We start from the raw sequence: 18,696 nt of genomic DNA, 5'->3' as shown, positions 1-18,696 counted from the left end.
GTCCGACGTTGCGAGAGGGAGAACATGGAATTCATCACCGGACAGCACCTGCCTCGCAGGACCTTCATTCGGGGAGTCGGGGCGACGCTCGCCCTGCCGCTCCTCGACGCGATGGTGCCGGCGGGCCGTCTGTGGGGATCGACGAGCGCGAAGAGCCTGACGGAGGGGAAGGGAACCCGGCTCATCGCGATCGAGGAGGTGCACGGCCTTGCGGGGTGCAACCGCGAGCACGGCGCGACGAAGTTCCTCTTCGCGCCGGAAAAGGCGGGACGCGAATTCGAGATCATCGATGACAGCGCGCTCGTCTCGCTGCGGCAGTACCGCGAGCACCTGACGATCATCAGCAACACGGACGTGCGGAACGCCGAGGCGTTCACGCCGCCCGAGATCGGTGGGGACCACTTCCGCTCGAGCGCCGTGTTCCTTACGCAGGCCCACCCGAAGCAGACGCAGGGGTCCGACATCTTCTGCGGGACCTCGATGGACCAGATCTACGCGCAGCGTTTCGGACAGGACACGCCGATGCCGTCGATGCAGTTCTGCATCGAGAACCTCGATCAGGCGGGCGGCTGCACGTACAACTATTCGTGCGCGTACACCGACTCGCTGAGTTGGGCGTCGCCGACCGAGCCGCTGCCCATGATCCGCGATCCGCGGGTCGCCTTCGACCTCCTGTTCGGTGCCGGCGGCACCGAGGCCGAGCGGGCGGCGCGGCGGGCCACGCGGCGCAGCATCCTCGACTGGATTTCGGGCGAGATCTCCTCCGTGCAGCGTACCCTCGGCGCGGAGGACGCGCGCCGCATGGACCAGTACCTGACGAACGTCCGCGAACTCGAGCGCCGGATTCAGATGGTCGAGGGGCGGAACTCGAGCGGCGAGGAGCGCGCCCTGCCCGAGGCGCCGGCCGGCGTTCCCGATTCGTTCACCGAGCACATGCAGATGCTGTTCGACATCCAGGTGCTCGCCCTCGAGACCGACATGACGCGCGTGATCTCGTTCAAGACGGGGCGCGACGCGCAGAACCGGGTCTTCCCCGACAGCGAGTCGGACCGGCCCTTCCACCCGGCCTCCCACCACGGGAACCGGGAGGAGGCGGTGCTGGAGTTCAACAAGATCAACCAGTTCCGCGTGGGGCAGCTCCCGTACCTGATCGACAAGCTCAAGAACACGATGCACGGCGAGTCGAGCCTGCTCGACCAGAGCGTGGTCCTGTGGGGGTCGCCGATGGCGGACGCGAACCTGCACAACCACCGGCGGGCGCCGCTCTTCCTACTGGGACACGGCAACGGGATGCTGGAGGGCAACCTGCACATCAAGGCGCCGGACGGAACGCCGATGGCGAACGCCATGCTCTCCGTCCTGCACGGCCTCGGCGTGGAGGACATGGATACCTTCGGCGACAGCACGGGACCGATGGGTCTCAACCAGGCCGCCACGGTCACGACGGACGCGGGGACCTGATCGTGCGGGCGGGCAGGCTCCGGCGCGGGTTCGCAGTCCTCTGCGCGGCCGTCCTCGTTTCGGCGGGGACGCCGCCTCATTCGCCGCCCGATTCGCCCGTCGCCGACGCCGCCATGCGCGGCGAAGTCGAGACGGTCCGCGAACTCCTGCGGCAGGGGCTCGACGTCAACGCGGCGCAGGGAGACGGAATGACCGCGCTGCACTGGGCCGCGGACCGGGGCGACGCGGAACTCGCCGACATGCTCATCTACGCCGGCGCCGACGTGGCGGCCGTCACGCGGATCGGGCAGTACACGCCGCTCCACCTCGCCGCGCGCAGGGGCTCGGCCGCGATCCTCGGCAACCTGATCGCCGCCGGATCGGACGTGATGGCGCCGACCGCGAACAGCGGCGCCACGGCGCTTCACCTCGCCGCGGCGGCGGGAGACCCCGACGCGGTCGCCGTGCTGCTCAACGCGGGCGCGGATCCCGATGCGACCGAGGCGGAGTGGGGCCAGACGCCGCTCACTTTCGCCGCCGCCGGTAACCGGTTCGACGCGATCCGCGCGCTCCTGGAGGGCGGCGCGGACCCCGACGTCACGTCGCTGGTCATCGACATCATCGAGCAGGAAAAGCTGGACCGCCTGGCGCGGCAGCGTGAGACGGAGGTGCTCGAGGCCTTCGCCGGACAGGGAGATGAGGCGCGCACGCCAACGCCCGACGAACTCCAGGCTGCCGTGCGCGCAGGACGCGAAATCTATGCGGAGGGCCTTCCCGAGGAAGACGAGGAGGAAGAAGAGAACGAGAGCGACTTCAGTCGTCTCTTCCTGCCCCCGGTCGAGAAGATCGGCGGCCTGACGCCGCTCCTGCACGCGGTCCGCCAGGGATACGTGGAGTCGACCGTCGCCCTCCTCGACGGTGGAGCGGACATCGACCTTGTGAGCGCGGCGGACGACACGAGTCCGCTCGTGATGGCCGCGATCAACGGCCAGTTCGATCTCGTGCTCATGCTCCTCGAGCGGGGCGCGGACCCGAACATCGCCGCCGAACTCAACGGCGTCTCGCCGCTGTGGGCCGTGATCAACGCCCGCTGGCAGCCGCGCACGCGGTTCCCGCAACCGCAGGAGCGCCCACTCCAGAGCGCGAACTACATCGAGGTGGCGCGCGCGCTGCTCGACGCGGGCGCGGATCCCAACCATCGAATCACGCGGCACCCGTGGTACATGGTCTACACGGGCTGCGGCAACCGGAACTGCGGCCTCGTCGACACCAACGGCGCCACCGCCTTCTGGCGCGCCGCCTACGCGACGGACGTCGAGGCAATGAAGCTCCTCGTCGAGTACGGAGCCGACCCGAACATTCCGACCAAGGCGCCCCCCCGGCGCCAGCGTCTCTCCCCGGACGAGTTCCTGCGCCAACAGGCTCTGAACGCGCTGCGCGACTCCTCCTATGCCGACCTCCCGCAGGAGGAGCGCCTCAAGCTGCTCCAGGACATTCGGGACCAGTTGCCGGAGGAGGAGCAGAAGGAGTTCCCCGACAACGATCTCGACAATCTCACGGAAGACGTGAGGGCCAAGCTGATCGAGGCCGCCGAAGCGGCGGATCGGGCGCGGGCGAACGCGCCCGATGCCTCGGGGTTGCCGCCCGTGCCCCCGGGCGGGCCGGGCGTGATGCCGATCCACGCGGCCTCCGGCGTCGGCTACGGCGAGGGGTTCGCGGGCAACGCGCACCGCCACACGCCCGAGGGCTGGATACCGGCCGTGAAGTACCTCGTCGAGGAACTCGGCGCGGATGTGAACGTCCGCGACCACAACGGTTACACGGCGCTGCACAACGCGGCGTCGCGCGGCGACAACGAGATGATCCTCTATCTTGTGGAAGTCGGGGGTGACGTCACCGTCGTCAGCCGCCGCGGCCAGACGACGGCCGACATGGCGAACGGCCCCGTACAGCGTGTCTCGCCCTTCCCGGAGACCGTCGCGCTCCTCGAGAGCCTCGGCTCGCACAACAACGACAACTGCCTCACCTGCTGACCGGCAGAGAACCCTCCAAACCCAACCGAAACCGAGACGGAGAACCATGGCCAAGTACATGTTCCGCACGAGTTACACACAATCCGGCCTCACGGGCCTGATCGCCGAGGGCGGCACCGGACGCCGCGAAGCGCTGCGCCAGACCGTCGAGAGCGTAGGCGGCACGCTGGAAGGCTTCTACTACGCGTTCGGCGACGACGATCTCATTCTGATCACCGATCTTCCCGACTCGACCGCCGCCACGACGCTCTCGCTGAACATCGCCGCGGCCGGGGCCCTGACCGTCTCCGTGACCGTGCTCATCGACCCGGAGACCGTCGACGCGGCCGTCGCCCAAGGCGTCTCCTACCGCCTCCCCGGAGCCTGACGCTCCGCTTCGAAGACGGGGCCTGATCTCGGGCCCCGTCCACTAGCCGCTCCGTCGCGTTGCGCGGGGCCGTTGGCGCGGAGCAAGTTGGGGGCCCCTGTCCACCGGTCCCCGAGCCTGCGAGCTGCGATGCGTATCGGCCCCGTTCTCGTTCTTTCCGTCGGCGTCATCCTCGGCTGCGAACCCGGCGACGGCGCGCCCGGCGTGGCCGGCGAACCGGGGCTGCTCGAGTCCGCCTCGGCCCGGCCCGTAGCGCCCGTGCTCGCCGAGGAACCGCCGCCCCCGTTCGGCGGATATCCCGGCGTGCGGCATGGCGGCAACTACATGCACAACTACTACCTGCCGCCGGCGCCGGGGACGACACCCTGGTTCCCCGCCTGGTCGCCCGACGGCGCATCGATTGCGGTGGGGATGGCCGGTTCCGTCTGGGAAGTGGACGTGGAGACGGGCGATGCGACCGAACTCACCCGCGGGGGCACGTACCACTCGTCCCCTTCCTACTCGCCCGACGGCCGCTGGATCGCGTACACCGCCGACTACGGGGGCGAGCGGATCCAGCTCGAAGTCCTCGACACGGAGACGGGCGAGACCCGGGCGCTCACGGACGACAGTTTCGTGTACGCCGACCCCGTGTTCTCTCCCGACGGCACGCGCCTCGCCTACGTGTCGAGCGCGCCCAACGGGTTCTTCAACGTCTACATCCGGGAGGTGGCGGACGGCGACTGGGCGGGGCCCGAGATCGCGGTCACGAGCGACAACTCCTACGGGAACAACCGGCTCTATTTCGGGCCCATGGACATGTATATCTCGCCCGCGTGGATGCCGGACGGCGAGGAACTCCTCCTCGTCTCGAACCGCGACGTCCCGCTGGGCTCCGGCAACGTGATCCGGGTCCCGGCGCGCGCGGACGGGATCTTGGAGGCGCGGACGGTGCTGCGGGAGCAGACGTTGTACCGCACGCGGCCGGACGTGTCGCTGCACGGCCGGCGCTTCGTCTACTCGTCGACGGCGGGGGCGGCGGACCAGTTCAACAACCTGTACGTGCAGCCGACGACGGGCGGGGAGCCGTACAAGCTCACCTTCTTCGAGCACGACGCCTTCCACCCGCGCTGGTCGCCCGATGGGGAGACGATCGCGTACATCACGAACGAGGGCGGCCTCCCGCAACTCGAACTCATCGAGACGTACGGCGGCGGCCGGCGGCGGATCGAGATCGGGGAGCGCACCTACGCGGGGCCGACGGGCATGCTCTCGGTCACGGTGCGCACGGACGCGAGCGGGCGGGACCCCGTGCCGGCGCGCGTCACCCTTCTGGGGCCGGACGGCAAGTACCACGCCCCGCCCGACGAATACGCCCGCATCGGCCAGCGCGGGCGCTATCCGGCCTTCCACACGGACGGGACGTTCACCGTCGCGCTCCCGCCGGGCGAAGCGGACCTCACCATCGTGAAGGGCTTCGAGGTCGAGCCGCAGCGCATGAAGGTGGCGATCGAGGCGGACGCCACGGTGGAGCTTGAGGTCACGCTGCACCGGTTCGCGGATCTCTCGGCGGACGGCTGGCACAACGGCTCCACGCACGTCCACATGAACTACGCCGGCAACCTCCACAACTCGCTCGAGAACCTGATGTTCATGTCCGCGGCGGAGGACCAGGACATCGTGAACGAGCAGGTGGCGAACAAGGACAACCGGATCCTGGACCACCAGTTCTTCGTGCCCGGGGGCGGCGAGCACCCGGTGTCGGCGGAGACGGAGGACATGGTCGTCATCGTGGGGCAGGAGTACCGGCCGCCGTTCTATGGCCACGTGTTCATGTTCGGGATGCGCGACCACCTCATCTCCCCCTTCACGACGGGATACGAGGGGACCGCGATCGAGAGTCTGTATCCGTCGAACACGGACATGATGCGGAAGGCGAAGGACCAGGGCGCGACGACGGGCTACGTCCACCCCTACTTCGGCGATGTGGACCCGCTCACGTTCGGGCTGATGGGCGGGAAGGGGTTCATGGTCGACGCGGTGCTGGGGACGAGCGACGCGCTCGAGTGGTCCACGGCCGAGCGGGCGGGGTTCTTCCCGCTCTACGCGCTGTGGAGCAACGACGTGCGGGTCTGCGCGACCGGGGGGGAGGACTCGATCAGCAACCTGCACGCCACGCCGCTCGTGGGCGCCATGCGGACGTACGTGCGGACGCCCGACGGGAGCCTGACGGCCGATGGATGGTTCGAGGGCCTGCGCGGCGCCGCGGCGTTCGTGACCAACGGGCCGCTCGTCGAACTGACCGTGAACGGGGAGATCCCGGGTTCCGTGCTGAATCTCGGAGCCGACGCCGCGAGCGTAAGCGTCGAGGCGAGCGTTCGATCGATCGTGCCGCTGACCCGCGCCTGGCTCGTGCGCGACGGCGAGGACGTCCTCGAACTCGAACTCTCCGAGGACCGCATGTCGGCGTCCTACTCGGGCGACGTCGAGATCGACGGGAGCGGCTGGGTCCACCTGCGGGCCGAGGGAGAGCCCGAGGAACGGTTCCCGCTCGACGCGGCCTATCCGCAGGGGTTCACGAACCCGGTCTGGTTCACCGTCGGAGGCGAGGCGATCCGCGACGCGGCGGGCGCGCAGTACGGCCTCGACTGGATCGACGAACTGGAACGCCAGGCGCGGGAGTGGCCCGGCTGGCGGTCGCAGTCGGAGCAGGACCACGTCTACGCCCAGTTCGAGGAGGCCCGGGATGTGTACCGGCGCCTGCTGGCCGAAGCCGGCGGCGGGTGAGCGAGAGGAGCCCGTACCGCACCGACCTCACGCCGCTCGAATTCCTGCGGCGGAGTGCGTTCGTGTACCCGGACAAAGCGGCGGTCGTGCACGGCGGCCGGAGCTACTCCTACCGCGAGTTCGAGCTTCGCGTGCGGCGGCTGGCGGCGGGGCTGCTCCGGGCCGGGCTCGAACCGGGCGACCGGGTGGCGTTCCTGTCGCCGAATACGCCGCCCCTGCTCGAAGCGCACTACGGGGTGCCCGCCGCGGGCGGGGTGCTGGTCGCGATCAACACGCGGCTCGGGGCGGGCGAGATCGCCTACATCCTGGAGCACGGCGGCGCGCGGTACCTGTTCGTCGACCACGCCCTCGAGGACCTGATCGACGGGGACGCGCTGCGCGGCCGCGGCGTGACGGTCGTGCGGATCGACGATACCGGGGCGCCGAACGACCCCTACGAGGCGTTCCTCGCCGATGGCCTCGATTCCGGCTCGGAGTCCGCTTCCGGTTCGGCCGAGCTGCCGCCGCTGCCGGCCGGCCCCGCGGACGAGGAAGCCCCGATCTCGATGAACTACACGTCGGGGACGACGGGGCGCCCCAAGGGCGTCGTCTACACGCACCGCGGCGCCTACCTGAACGCGATCGGGGAGCTCATCGAGATGGAGATGACGCCGGGCGCCGTCTATCTCTGGACCCTCCCCATGTTCCACTGCAACGGGTGGTGCTTCACGTGGGCCGTGACCGCCGTCGGCGGCACGCACGTGTGCCTGAGGGAGGTCGATCCCGGTCGCATCTGGGCGCTCATCGAGTCGGAGGGCGTCACGCACTACTGCGGGGCGCCGACCGTGCAGATCATGCTCGTCAACGATCCGGCGGCCCGGCCGCTGGAGCACGCGGTGCGGACGATGATCGCGGGTGCGCCGCCCTCGCCGACCCTGCTGGAGCAGTTGAAGGCGCTGAACTTCCACCCGATCCACGCCTACGGCCTCACGGAGACGTACGGCCCCACCGCCACCTGCGCGTGGCACGCGGACTGGGACGGGCGCCCGCCCGCCGAGCAGGCCCGGCTGCTCGCCCGCCAGGGACAGGGGTTCGTCACCTCCGACCTCATGCGCGTCGTCGACGAGGAGGGCGGGGACGTGCCGCGCGACGGCGCGACGATGGGCGAAGTCGTGATGCGCGGGAACATCGTCATGAAGGGCTACTACGCGCAGCCCGAGGCGACCGACGAGGCCTTCCGCGGCGGCTGGTTCCACTCGGGGGACCTCGCCGTGTGGCACCCCGACGGCTACGTGGAACTCCGGGACCGGGCCAAGGACATCATCATCTCCGGCGGCGAGAACATCTCCACCATCGAGGTCGAGCAGACCGTCGCCCGCCACCCCGCGGTGCTCGAGTGCGCCGTCATCGCCATCCCCCACGACGAATGGGGCGAGCGCCCCAAGGCCTTCGTCACGCTGAAGCCGGAAGCCGACGCCACCGAGGGCGAGATCATTGAGTTCTGCCGCGACCGCATCGCCCACTTCAAGTGCCCCGACGCGATCGAGTTCGGCCCCCTCCCCAAGACCTCCACCGGCAAGGTCCAGAAGTACATCCTCCGCGACCGCGAATGGACCGGCCGCGAAAAGCGCATCAACTGACCGCCACCTGAGGGCTCGTCGAGGACCCGAGACGTTCCCGCGGACTGTTCAGGCTGTAATCGTAACTCGTTGTTGTATATGTATTTTATGGACATGAGATGTGCTTTTGTTTCACAAAAACTCTGGCCGGGGGAGCTATCCCCCGGACCCCCAGCACGACATCCGCGCCCGAAAGGGGGACCGCCCGACTTCGTTCGTCCTCGGTAGCCCGATGGCGCCGCTACCGGTGGGCGTCGGCCGTGTCTCGGCCTCGCGCGGAAATGCTCGACCGCCAGCCGGTCGGTGAGCAGTTGCTCTGCCGTCTCGGCGCGGCGCTCAACCCCTTCCCGGAGGGATCGTTGGTACGGGAGCGACCCGGCGGGGCGGGCGGCATGAGCTTGCACATGCCGAACAGCCCCTATGCCGCACCGGGCATACCGAAGGGCCGGGTCGCTCCCGTCCACGGCCCGCAGACCCGGATCGGCACCGGCGATCCGCGGGCCGTGGCCCAACCCGAAGCCGTCCGGCGACTTGCGGAACCCACGTCCCGCACGCCCAAGCGCAATTTTCCTGCACAAGCACCCCGATGTCGAATTCACACCTCCGGATCGGCAACGGGCTCTGCCCCCGGCGCTCCAATTCGGACTCCGTCAAGATGGCTCGAACGCCATGTCGAATGGCCGTCGATCACTTCCCCAATCGACACCTCCGCACCGTCTTCATGCGTCCAGGACGCGAGGATCGGAGCAGCCCCTTCATCTCGCCGAGGCGGCGACCCGATTGCCAACAGGCCTACACCAACGCTCCTCGATCACCCCACCGGTGCACGAACCCACGCACGCGCCGACGGACTTCCTCCTCCGCATTGATGATGAAGAAGGTCCGGTTGCTTACCCGGCGCCAATAGTAAGCCATTGTCCCTTCGGGGAGCTGTGTCTTGAGCCACCGGATCTCTTCGAGATGGCCACCTGAGCGTCGGCTGTTGTGGTGGTAGATCACGGCGGCCCTTCCTTCGGCCAGCGCCTTCGCCTCGGCAATTGACATGCCCTTCGCGCTCCCCCTGGTCGTAGGCCTGAAGCGGCCGTCCGGCACGAGGCCGTTGTCAGGGTCGGCGAAGACGAGATCGCAAGCGACAAGTTGATGACGAATCCGATCGAACCACTGGCGCCGCCAGCGCTCGCGGTCGCGAACCTTGACGTTGGCGACCGCGAGGACATCGGCAGCAAAGACAGCATCGCCGAGAATGCCCGTCCGCTGAATGTTCGCTACGGATCGCCGGTCGGGGACCAGTTCTTCCAGCGCGTCGAACAGGTCAGCGTCAAGGTGCCGCCACTCGCTGGGATGTTGGAGATAGGTGGTGTGCCTCCCGTCACCGGCAGGGCCAGCGTCGGGATGCAGATACCAAGCGACACCGAGGCGCTTAGTGCCCCGGATCGCCCTCAGTAGTCCGTACTTGACAAAATCTCCTAGATCCCCGACGTAACGGTCTTGCATGCGACTTCCTCAGCCGTCAATCCGTCGGCGGCTATGGAGGGTTCTCGTGCCGTGTTGGCCGTTTGCGACCGCTTCACCATCGCAGTCTCGCCGTCCATATCCTCCTGTTCGCTGAACGCGGCCAAACCCGGTCGGGCCGAAAGCGTCCGGCAACGTGACCGCCGTCGCCGTAGACGCCCTGTCCATGGTCGGAACATCGACAGGGCCAACGTCGTCACCGTCCCACCTGACATTCAGAATTCGCGAGCACACGCTCGAACGGGCGAGGGGTAAAGACCCGTACTCAAACCTTCCTGACCCGCATCAGGCTGAACTCTTGAACGGCAGGACACAACGACAGGCGGGGCCTCCCAGCCCGACTCGTCCGCTCCGAGAGCTGCTGAGGCAGCTGCGCTCAGGAGCGCAAAGGGATTGGCGTAGCTTAGGTCCACCGTGTAGCTGAGGTCGGCAAGCGCCTGTAGCGTCACCGCGCTCGTCGGGACGTGGCCGCTCCGACTCCAAGCCGCTGACATGATTTCAGATCCGAACACGCTGCTCCGCCACTGGCCATTGGAACCGTCCTGCTGCAATGGTATTTTCGGCCCCGTGTAGCTCGTACCCCCCGCGGCATCAAAGGCTTCCTCAGCGCGCGGCGAGACGACGTGGGTGTCCGGTGCCTGTTCCGATGTGCTCGGGTCCATTAGTTGGCCGCGGGGACCCCAGAGCGCCTCCCCGAATCCGAGAGCGTGCCCGAGCAGGCGGCGTGCGATGATGTCGAGCCAATGCGGATCACGAGTTACCGCCGGATCGAAATCCGCATAGCCTTGGTAAGGGATGCGATGCGGAAACATGTCGGTCAGGCCGCAGACCCCACCGCTGGTTATTTCCCCTTCGCCGTATTCGATGGTCACGAGGACATCGTCGATGATGGGAGACGGCAAGGTCCACGGCCGAACCCCGTAGCACAACGGTTTTTCAAATCCAAACAGGTCGGGTGCCTCCGTGTCACGCAGTATCTCCATCCAGTATTCGGCTTGCGATTCCATCGCGTCGCGGATGTCGTCGGGAGTCTCCGGGGAGAACAGCAACTGGATCTGAAAGCCCGGTTCCGTTTCGCCGCAGGCGTTGCCCATCCAGTTTTCCCTTGAGATGTACGACTCGAAATCCCCGCCGCGAGGTACACACAGGCTCGTTGCCCACGACCAAAAGTGATGCATGTTCAACGCCAGAACTTCGGGCGGGATTTCTCCCCGGAGCCCGGGGTTGACGGCAACGTTGAGTTCCTCAAGATCCTTGAGCTTACCCAACTCCACGGGGATAGGACCGGAGAGGTTGTTGTTGTTTAGGCGTAGGATCTTCAGGCTGGTGTCGCCTAGTCCAGAGGGGATCGGGCCGCTGAGATCGTTTTCGTCCAGCATTAGCCAAATTAGATCATCGAGGCCACCGAGTTCGGGCGGAATCGGACCCGTCAAAAAATTGCTCGACAAATCAAGAGTTCTCAGATCGCGCAATCCCGCAACTCCAACCGGAATCTCACCAGACAGCCGATTACCGTAGAGAATCAGTTCCTGCAGATTTTTCGCCTTGCCTAAGCCATCAGGTATTTCACCATCAAGGTTGTTGCTGTTCAGTTGAAGGCTTTCAAGATTACGCATTCCAACGACAGGAGTGAGACCACCCGTCAACTCATTCCCAAAAGCCCAAAAGACCTTTAGCTTTTTCAGTTTGGAAAAGGAACCCGGAATCTCCCCCGTCAGTCCGTTATCCCTGATGAAAAGCTTCTCCAGATTCGACAACGTACCCAATTCATCCGGGATTCTACCCGTCAAACCTGTGGCATCTAGATCGAGATGGACGAGATTTGGGAAATTCGTTCCATTGATCCAACTGGGGATGACTCCGCCAATGCGATCATTACCCCAGAAAACCATTTTTTCCAACATTTCCAGTTGCGCCAGATTTCCCGGCAACCCTGAGCTACCACAGTTTAGATGATTCCCGCCCACATCTCCCAGATTCAACTCAGTAACGCGACCATCATTGGTGGTCTTCACTCCCGCCCACCGGCGAAGGGGGAGCTTACTCGTCCAGTTTCTCTGCTTGAGCCAGCCCGACCCATTGCAAGTAGCATAGAGTTGAGTCAACACCGCACGATCACCCGTCACCTGATTTGGATCCGAGATCTCAATCTTGCGGGGTGCCGTGCAGTCGTTGCTTTTGTCGGCATCTCTGCCATCAGTGGCAATACAGGCGTAGAACCAGTAAGCCCCTACCGCATCAACCCTGACTTCAAGAGATACGGTTTGTTCAGCATCTCCTGCCAATTCCGCTAGATTCTCGCTACCCAGATCAGTATCACTCGCATCCTTGACGTTGTCAGTGGATCTCGTGAATGTCACCTTGGTAGGAGTCGATGTGCCGGTACCCTTATTCTCCACAGTTACAGAAAGCTGAAACGGAACACCTTGATCTGTCGGTGTAGAATGATTGAATTTTGCAGCCGCCAGATCATACGGCCCTAAGCAATCAGGGAGCAGGCCTTTCGCCTCATCAAGATTCGGTAGCCAAGTTTTTACTGCCGCATCATCAGGCGTACAAATCTTTGTCCCCGTCACATCTAGATAAGTCAGAGCTTCAAGATTTACCACCGTTGAAGGCAACGGACCCTGAAGTTTGCCTTCACCATTGAAATCTAGCGTCGTCAGGCTGGTCAAATTCCCAAGCTCGGAAGGCAAAGTTCCATCGAGCCAAAACCTATGCGTGGCGGCATACGAGCCTGTGGTAATGTTTGTGACTCGCTGCACGGCTGAGCTATCTGTCCACTCTAATCCTGGCCAGTTTAGCGGTCCCCCAGAGGGTGAAGAATTCTGCCACCCCGGTTCCCAGAACGTACCAACTCTGAACTTTTCATTCCATTCGGGATAATTCGTACTCGAACGAAATGCTAACAGAGCTTCATGATCCCCACACGCCGCCATGGGATCAACGCCGTCACCGGAAGCCTTACCATAAAGTTCGTTGAGCCATGATTCAAGTGTCGCAGGTACGCATAGGTTGGTTCCAGGATCTGTGTTGAATACCTGCAGGTCACTCAGATTCTTGATAGATTCCGGCAACGCACCTGTCAGACCCGGGTTACCACCTATCACAATCACATCGAGCTTTGATAAATCACCAATCTCACTGGGGAGCTCGCCCTTCAGACCATATCCGTTCCGATAGCCAGAGCCGTCAAAGTAGAGTTCTATTACTCTACCTTCCGCATTGACAGACACCCCCGCCCACGTACTCAGACTCAGGGTATCCGAGCCCAACCATCCATCGTTATCAACCCAGTTCGGACCATCTAACGCATTGTAGATGGCTGTGAGTGCAACCCTATCCGCTGCCACATCCTTTGATGTTTGATTTGGCAGCAAGCTCTCAAATGGCGTGCTAGATATCGCGCTAGGTGGTGGTCCGATGGCACTGTCATCGCATCCCCAGAACAGAGGTAAAAGCAGGATGCTCGCACCTGTGATGAGATTTTCTTAGAAGGGATCGCATGTTACAACTCCTTCGTCCTGTAGAGACCAAGAATTTCGGCGTGGTCTCGTCGCCTGCCAGTTGAGTTTTATGGTCGCCGGACAAGGTGGGCTTCGCCCACTTCCGGTTCCCGTGGGGGCCGCCGCTACCTGCTTGTGGTCGTGCTCGGCTACGCGCGGCTGCTGTGGCTCCGGTCTACGGTCGGCGGGACCATGGCGACGCTGTTCGAGGGTCGGGATGCGGCCCTCGGCTTCTTCGGCGGCGTCCCGCGTGAGCAGTTCGGCGATCTTCTGCATGGCCAACCAAACCCTAAACCCGTTCACAAGCGGAGTCGGCCCGACTACTTGGATGAGGGTCGGGCCGTTGTGAACTGCCACGCAGGAGACGCGGGTAACCCTGCCTTTTCGCCCGGTTGAGGGAGCTACCCTCGTAAATCTAACTGCTTGGGCTCTTGTATCCGGCAGGCGACCCGACACCAGAATCGGCGTCGTGGTCCTGCTGGCAATTCACGCTGATAACATATGGGGTGAGCCGTGGCGCTGGCAAGCGGTGAGCGACTGACCTTGCTGTATCAAGGGGTCGTTCATAGCTTTCAGGGTGTTGCCTGAGACCGCAAGGAGGGTGGCGGCCCCGGCAGGGATTTAGAATCCCCCCAGCCACTCGGGTGCGCTCTCTAGATTGCCACGGGGCCGTCATCTCTTGCTAACTTAATGCTAAAAGGAGCGGCGCGTCGGTATGCGACCTCAACACCGTTCCGACGGGCCGCCAGCGGAGAGTCAACCGCCCCGCGAGGGGGATTCGTCGCCCCAGCCGCCCGGCTTGGGGGCCGACGCCCGGACGCCGCGATCCCCGACGCGCTATTGACTCGGCTTGCTCACGGACGCCTTCTTGAACGCGGGGTGCAGCCGATGAACGAGTTCGACGAAGGCGTCATTCTGCGGGCCCATCGGTTCCGGGCCGAGTTGGCCGGATACCGGATCGAGCGCGGCCACTACATGGACGGCGAGGACGATCGCGCGGACCGGTGGTACGTGGTGCCCTCCTCCCGGGAGGTCTCGACGGACGCCGACCGGTCGGGAGCGGGGTTCCGCACGGTCGCCGAAGCGGCGGACGAGGCCGTGGGGCTGGCCGGCGAGAGGCGGGGTCCGACGCACGGGGGTACCGATTCGGGCTCGCCCGGACGCTCGTGACGGACGACGAGAAGCGGGTCAGATACGGACCGGCGGAGCTTCTCCCAGGAGTGGGGACTTCGTGTCGGACGACGATCTGAACGCTCGGGTGCTGGGTTGGCTCGAAAACGGTGGCCAACGCCCGCATCCACGGGTCCGCTGAAGAAGCGCCCCGTGGACCGGTTTCGAGGTTGATCGGCCGCACCTGAAGCCCTTGGCCCGCTGGCCCTACCGGCTCGTGTCGCCGCTTCGCCCCGAGCCCTCGGAGGGACGGGACGAGGCGGCGGCGTAGGAAACACTTCCGGCTGTCCATGGGCGCCGGAGCAAGCGAGGTCGGACCATGGCATTGAAGGGTTCCGGAACGGCAGCGCTCATGACCATTCTGCTAGTCGCGTGCGGGGACTCCGCGACACCGCCCGACTCTTCGCCTCCGCCTCCGCCGATGATACCGCCCCTGACGGTTTCGGTAAGTCCAACCGAGGCGACGATTGTTGCGCTGGACGATACGGTTCGGCTCACGGCGGAGGTGCGCGACCATACCGGCGGGGTGATCCCCGCCGCATCCGTCAGTTGGTCGAGCACCGATGCGTCGGTCGCGCGCGTGGACGATTCGGGGCTGGTCACGGCGCAGGCCAATGGGACGACGACGATCAGGGCCCGTACGGGGCGGGGTTTGGGCGATGCGCTCATCACCGTGATGCAGATCCCGACCAGCATGGCGGTGGCTCCGGCGCGGCTGAATTTCAGGAAGATCGGCGAGACAGCCCACCTGACCGCCTCGGGCGTGGACGCCAACGGCCACGCCATCGTGGGCGACACCATCGCCGCCACCTGGTCGAGCGACGACGCGTCGGTTGCAAGCGTGGACTCGACAGGCCTGGTGACGGCAGTCCGTAATGGATCTGCGGTAGTGAGAGCGACGTGGCGCTCCTACGCCTTTACGGTTGCCGTCACGGTCACGGATGCATCCGAGGATCGGGAAGCTCTCGAAAGTCTTTACCGTGCCGCCGGCGGCGATGCTTGGCACAGCAATCGGAGTTGGTTGAGCGGTGCGCCTCTTTCCGAGTGGCATGGGGTGCGGGTCGCTCCGAACGGCCGCGTCGATGGCCTCGACCTTACGGGCAACGGCTTGACCGGGTCCATCCCGGCCGAACTGGGAAACATGGCGAACCTGCGATTCCTTCGGCTCGGCGACAATGAGTTGACCGGGCCGATTCCCCCGGAGCTGGGCAAGCTCAACCTGCTGGAGTCGCTAGAGCTGCTGCGGAGTGGAGTGAACGGTCCCGTTCCCCCGGAACTCGGAGGCCTGATCTCCTTGACGCAGCTGTTCCTCGGCCAGAATGACTTGTCAGGACCGTTGCCGGTCGAGATCGGCGATCTCACGAGGCTGAGGAATCTCCAACTCCTGCATAACCCGCGTCTTACGGGAATTCTCCCTATCAGCCTCGCGAATCTGAGGGAGTTGTCCAGTTTTATCGCGTACGGAACGGGTCTATGCGCTCCGTTAGGTGACGCGTTTCGCGAGTGGCTGAACGGCATCGAAGATCATCTGTTGGACGAATGTGCCGAGGACGATGTTCAGCGGCTCTTGTTGAGGGAGTTTTTCGACAGTACGGGTGGCGAGTCTTGGATCAACGGAGAAGGCTGGAATTCCGACGCGGACGTGGGGCACTGGTACGGGCTTGCATCGGAGGATGGGTTGGTACGGTCCATCTCGCTGGCGGGCAACGGTCTGACGGGTCAAATACCTTCCTCGGTCGTGACGATCCCGAAACTGCGAGACCTGGATCTTCGCGACAACGGTCTCGTTGGGCAGATTCCGGCGGGAATCGGCTATTCCAACGCGCTCACCGACCTGCGGCTTGGCGGGAATGCGGGGTTGGAGGGGGCGTTCCCGTTCAGCATCACGGACCTGGAGCTGGAGGTTCTCGAATACGGGGGGACTGGGCTCTGCATGCCCCCGACTCGGGGTTTTCTCGACTGGCGTGAACGTGTCGACGTGGTGGAAGGACCCCTGTGCGAGAATGTCGAGGATGTGCGGGTGGGGCTTGGGGGCTACGTCACGCAGGCCATTCAGCGACCTGAAGGGGACGTTCCGCTCGTCGCGGGCCGTGACGCTCTGCTGCGAGTGTTTCTCACCAGCGGCACGTCGAATTCCTTCTGGGCACCCAAGGTCGTGGTCGTGCTTGGGATAAGCGGGAGAGAAGTGTTGCGAGATACGATTCCCGCAAGGCACCCCGTAATGGCTACCTTTGCCGACGAGGGCGATATACTTCGATCCTACAACGTTCCGGTCCCGGGCGAATTGGTCCGGCCGGGACTCGAATTCGTGATCGAAGCGGATCCGGATGGGTTGCTGCCGCTGGCCGACGGTAGCCAGGTCCGGTATCCGGCCGCCGGTGCTGCCTCGGTGGGTGTGGTCGAGACGCCTCCAATGGAACTTGTGGTGGTTCCGGTGGTCGAGGCGGCGGCCCCCGACTCCTCAATCTTCGAGTGGACGAACAACGTTGCCGACGACAGTCGGGAAGTGGGCCTTCTGCGCTACGCCTTTCCGTTCTCCGAGTTTCACGCGAGGAGTCGCGAGACGTACGTGACTTCCAGTGCGCTGCATACCATGGACGGGCAGCGGAGATTGGTTCTCGAAATCGAAGGGCTTCGTGCCATTTCGGGAGGTTCCGGCTACTGGTATGGGGCGGCGGCAACCGTGAATGGTTTTGTTCGCGGCGCCGGACTGCTCGCCGGGCGCGCGAGCATGGGGAAGCCGTCGATTGCGGAACTTGCCCATGAAGTGGGGCACAATCTGAATCTGCGACATGCTCCCTGCGGGAACCCTCTTTGGACAGAGCCCGATTTTCCCCACCCGGACGGGGGCATCGGCGCGTGGGGTTATGATTTCCGCGACGGTACGGCGGTTTCTCCCGAGACGCGCCGGGACGTCATGGGATATTGCTACGGGCAGGCCTGGCTGAGCGATTACTTTTGGGAGAAGGTGCTCGTCCACCGGGACAGCGTCGGAACCGATGCCCGGGTTGCCGCGTTGCGGTCCCCCAAATCCGAGTTGCTCGTGCTGTGGGGCGGTGTCGCCGATGGGGAGCTTCGGATCGAGCCCGCCTACCGGATAACGTCTGCGGAACGTCTTCCGCACGGGCCCGGCCCGTACCGTCTCGAAGGGTTCGCGGATGGTGTTCCGGAATTCTCCTTCTCGTTCACGCCGGGAGAAGACAAGTTCGGCAACAAGTACTTTTTCTTCATGATCTCGGCGAGGCCTTTGGACCGGATCACGCTCACGGGACCGGAAGGGACGGTGACGATCGGCGAAGACGATGAACGTACGATCACGGTCGTTCGTGATGGGTCGGGAAGTATCCGGGGTATCCTGCGCGACTGGAGCGGCGATCTTCCGGCTGCTCTGGAACCCGTCGCCGGTCTCGATGTCGCGACGTATCGTGCGCTCGGCGGCGAGAGAAGATAACCCCTGCGAAACTTGGTTGGACACCGCGGTTGAGCGGACGTGGGAACTTCGTGTAGCGACGGCGGGCGGTACACCCACAACCGACCGCAACTCTGGTCTCCCGATCCCCGCAGGCGGTTGCCAAGTCTGCTCGTTTCGGGTTTTTTCTGACGAGCCCGGGGGACCGATGCGACGAGCAGGTGCCGAGCGGTGACGATGCGCCGACAGCTCTCAGCGCGGGTTTCGGTACCGCACTCTAGAAGGTTCCGAGGCGGGCGAGTTGTTCGAGCAGGTAGCGACCGAATCCAGGGATGAGGCCACGCTGGGAGAATACGGACGTCATCTCCTGCGCACGGATAGACCGGCGGAGGCCCTCGACGTCGCCCGCCACGACGCGCTTCGTCCATAACGCCGCGGGAAACCCGTGCAAATCACAAGGCCGCCTTCGCCGCATCGTCGGGATGAAGGATCTGCCGTGATCGGGCTTCCCTGGAGGACTGATCCGACGGCTATTCGGCAATGGCGGTCGAGCCGCCTCGCGGCGTCCGGATTCGGCGTAGCCCGCTGCCGATCCGGAGCAGCGCATTGGACATCGGGGCGCGTGTGCAGGGAAATCGCGAGCGGGCGTGCGGAACGCGGATTCCGCAAGTCGCCGGGCGGCTTGGGGTTGAGTCACGGTCCGCGGATCGACGCTGCCGATCCGCCTCTCCGGGCCGTGGCCGGGAGGCCCCGCCCTTCTGGATGTCCGGTGCGGCATAGGGGGAGGGCGGCATGTGCAGGCTCATGCCGTCCTCCGGGCGGATCGCTCCCGACCAGCAATCCCTCGCGGGAAGGCCGTCTCGGCGTGCGTTTCGAGGCGGCGGTGCACTTGGTC

At 65.0% G+C, this 18,696-nt stretch carries 9 protein-coding genes; 7 read left to right on the top strand and 2 right to left on the bottom strand.

The window, feature by feature from the left end; genetic code table 11:
- The first annotated feature begins 24 nt into the window (after positions 1–24).
- The 5 genes from RN901_RS06730 to RN901_RS06710 all read left to right on the top strand — a co-directional run bounded on the left by RN901_RS06730 (position 25) and on the right by RN901_RS06710 (position 8,225).
- Positions 25–1,461, top strand: coding sequence for a DUF1552 domain-containing protein (locus tag RN901_RS06730; protein WP_310757247.1), 1,437 nt, complete (start codon positions 25–27; stop codon positions 1,459–1,461).
- A 2-nt stretch (positions 1,462–1,463) separates the two neighbouring features.
- Positions 1,464–3,473, top strand: a complete 2,010-nt coding sequence (locus tag RN901_RS06725) for an ankyrin repeat domain-containing protein (RefSeq protein ID WP_310757245.1) — start codon at positions 1,464–1,466, stop codon at positions 3,471–3,473.
- A 46-nt stretch (positions 3,474–3,519) separates the two neighbouring features.
- Positions 3,520–3,840: a GYD domain-containing protein gene (locus RN901_RS06720; RefSeq protein WP_310757243.1), complete on the top strand. Its 321-nt coding sequence runs from the start codon at positions 3,520–3,522 to the stop codon at positions 3,838–3,840.
- Positions 3,841–3,969: 129 nt separating this feature from the next.
- Positions 3,970–6,606 carry a CehA/McbA family metallohydrolase gene (locus RN901_RS06715; protein WP_310757241.1) on the top strand — a complete coding sequence of 879 codons (2,637 nt, stop codon included), beginning with the start codon at positions 3,970–3,972 and terminating at the stop codon, positions 6,604–6,606.
- On the top strand, positions 6,603–8,225 hold the full coding sequence (locus RN901_RS06710; RefSeq protein ID WP_310757239.1) for an acyl--CoA ligase family protein: 1,623 nt from the start codon (positions 6,603–6,605) through the stop codon (positions 8,223–8,225). The genes RN901_RS06715 and RN901_RS06710 overlap by 4 nt, the downstream gene beginning before the upstream one ends.
- A 771-nt stretch (positions 8,226–8,996) precedes the next feature.
- Here the strand turns inward: RN901_RS06710 and RN901_RS06705 are convergent.
- The gene (locus RN901_RS06705) at positions 8,997–9,698 is read right to left on the bottom strand and encodes a hypothetical protein (RefSeq protein WP_310757238.1); all 702 of its coding nucleotides are present in this window, start codon (positions 9,696–9,698) and stop codon (positions 8,997–8,999) included.
- Between the two features lie 233 nt (positions 9,699–9,931).
- A complete protein-coding gene (locus RN901_RS06700) occupies positions 9,932–12,952 on the bottom strand; it encodes a CARDB domain-containing protein (RefSeq protein WP_310757236.1) in 3,021 nt (1,006 codons plus the stop codon).
- Positions 12,953–14,110: 1,158 nt separating this feature from the next.
- Between RN901_RS06700 and RN901_RS06695 the strand changes: the two genes are divergently transcribed.
- Together RN901_RS06695 and RN901_RS06690 are read left to right on the top strand one after the other, a co-directional pair.
- Complete coding sequence (locus tag RN901_RS06695) at positions 14,111–14,392, top strand: hypothetical protein (protein WP_310757234.1); 282 nt, start codon at positions 14,111–14,113, stop codon at positions 14,390–14,392.
- Between the two features lie 319 nt (positions 14,393–14,711).
- On the top strand, positions 14,712–17,843 hold the full coding sequence (locus tag RN901_RS06690; RefSeq protein ID WP_310757232.1) for an Ig-like domain-containing protein: 3,132 nt from the start codon (positions 14,712–14,714) through the stop codon (positions 17,841–17,843).
- The last annotated feature ends 853 nt before the right edge of the window (positions 17,844–18,696 follow it).

The organism is Candidatus Palauibacter soopunensis (assembly GCF_947581735.1).
GTDB lineage: Bacteria > Gemmatimonadota > Gemmatimonadetes > Palauibacterales > Palauibacteraceae > Palauibacter > Palauibacter soopunensis.
The sequence above is the reverse complement of the archived record's forward strand: the minus strand, read 5'-3'. Positions and strand labels throughout refer to the sequence as shown.

What these genes read in the sequence shown, in the direction of transcription:
- RN901_RS06695 (WP_310757234.1), top strand. Translation starts at nt 14,111, where the DNA reads ATGAACGAGTTCGACGAAGGCGTCATTCTGCGGGCCCATCGGTTCCGG.
- RN901_RS06705 (WP_310757238.1), bottom strand. Translation starts at nt 9,698, where the DNA reads ATGCAAGACCGTTACGTCGGGGATCTAGGAGATTTTGTCAAGTACGGA.
- RN901_RS06720 (WP_310757243.1), top strand. Translation starts at nt 3,520, where the DNA reads ATGGCCAAGTACATGTTCCGCACGAGTTACACACAATCCGGCCTCACG.
- RN901_RS06730 (WP_310757247.1), top strand. Translation starts at nt 25, where the DNA reads ATGGAATTCATCACCGGACAGCACCTGCCTCGCAGGACCTTCATTCGG.
- RN901_RS06715 (WP_310757241.1), top strand. Translation starts at nt 3,970, where the DNA reads ATGCGTATCGGCCCCGTTCTCGTTCTTTCCGTCGGCGTCATCCTCGGC.
- RN901_RS06690 (WP_310757232.1), top strand. Translation starts at nt 14,712, where the DNA reads ATGGCATTGAAGGGTTCCGGAACGGCAGCGCTCATGACCATTCTGCTA.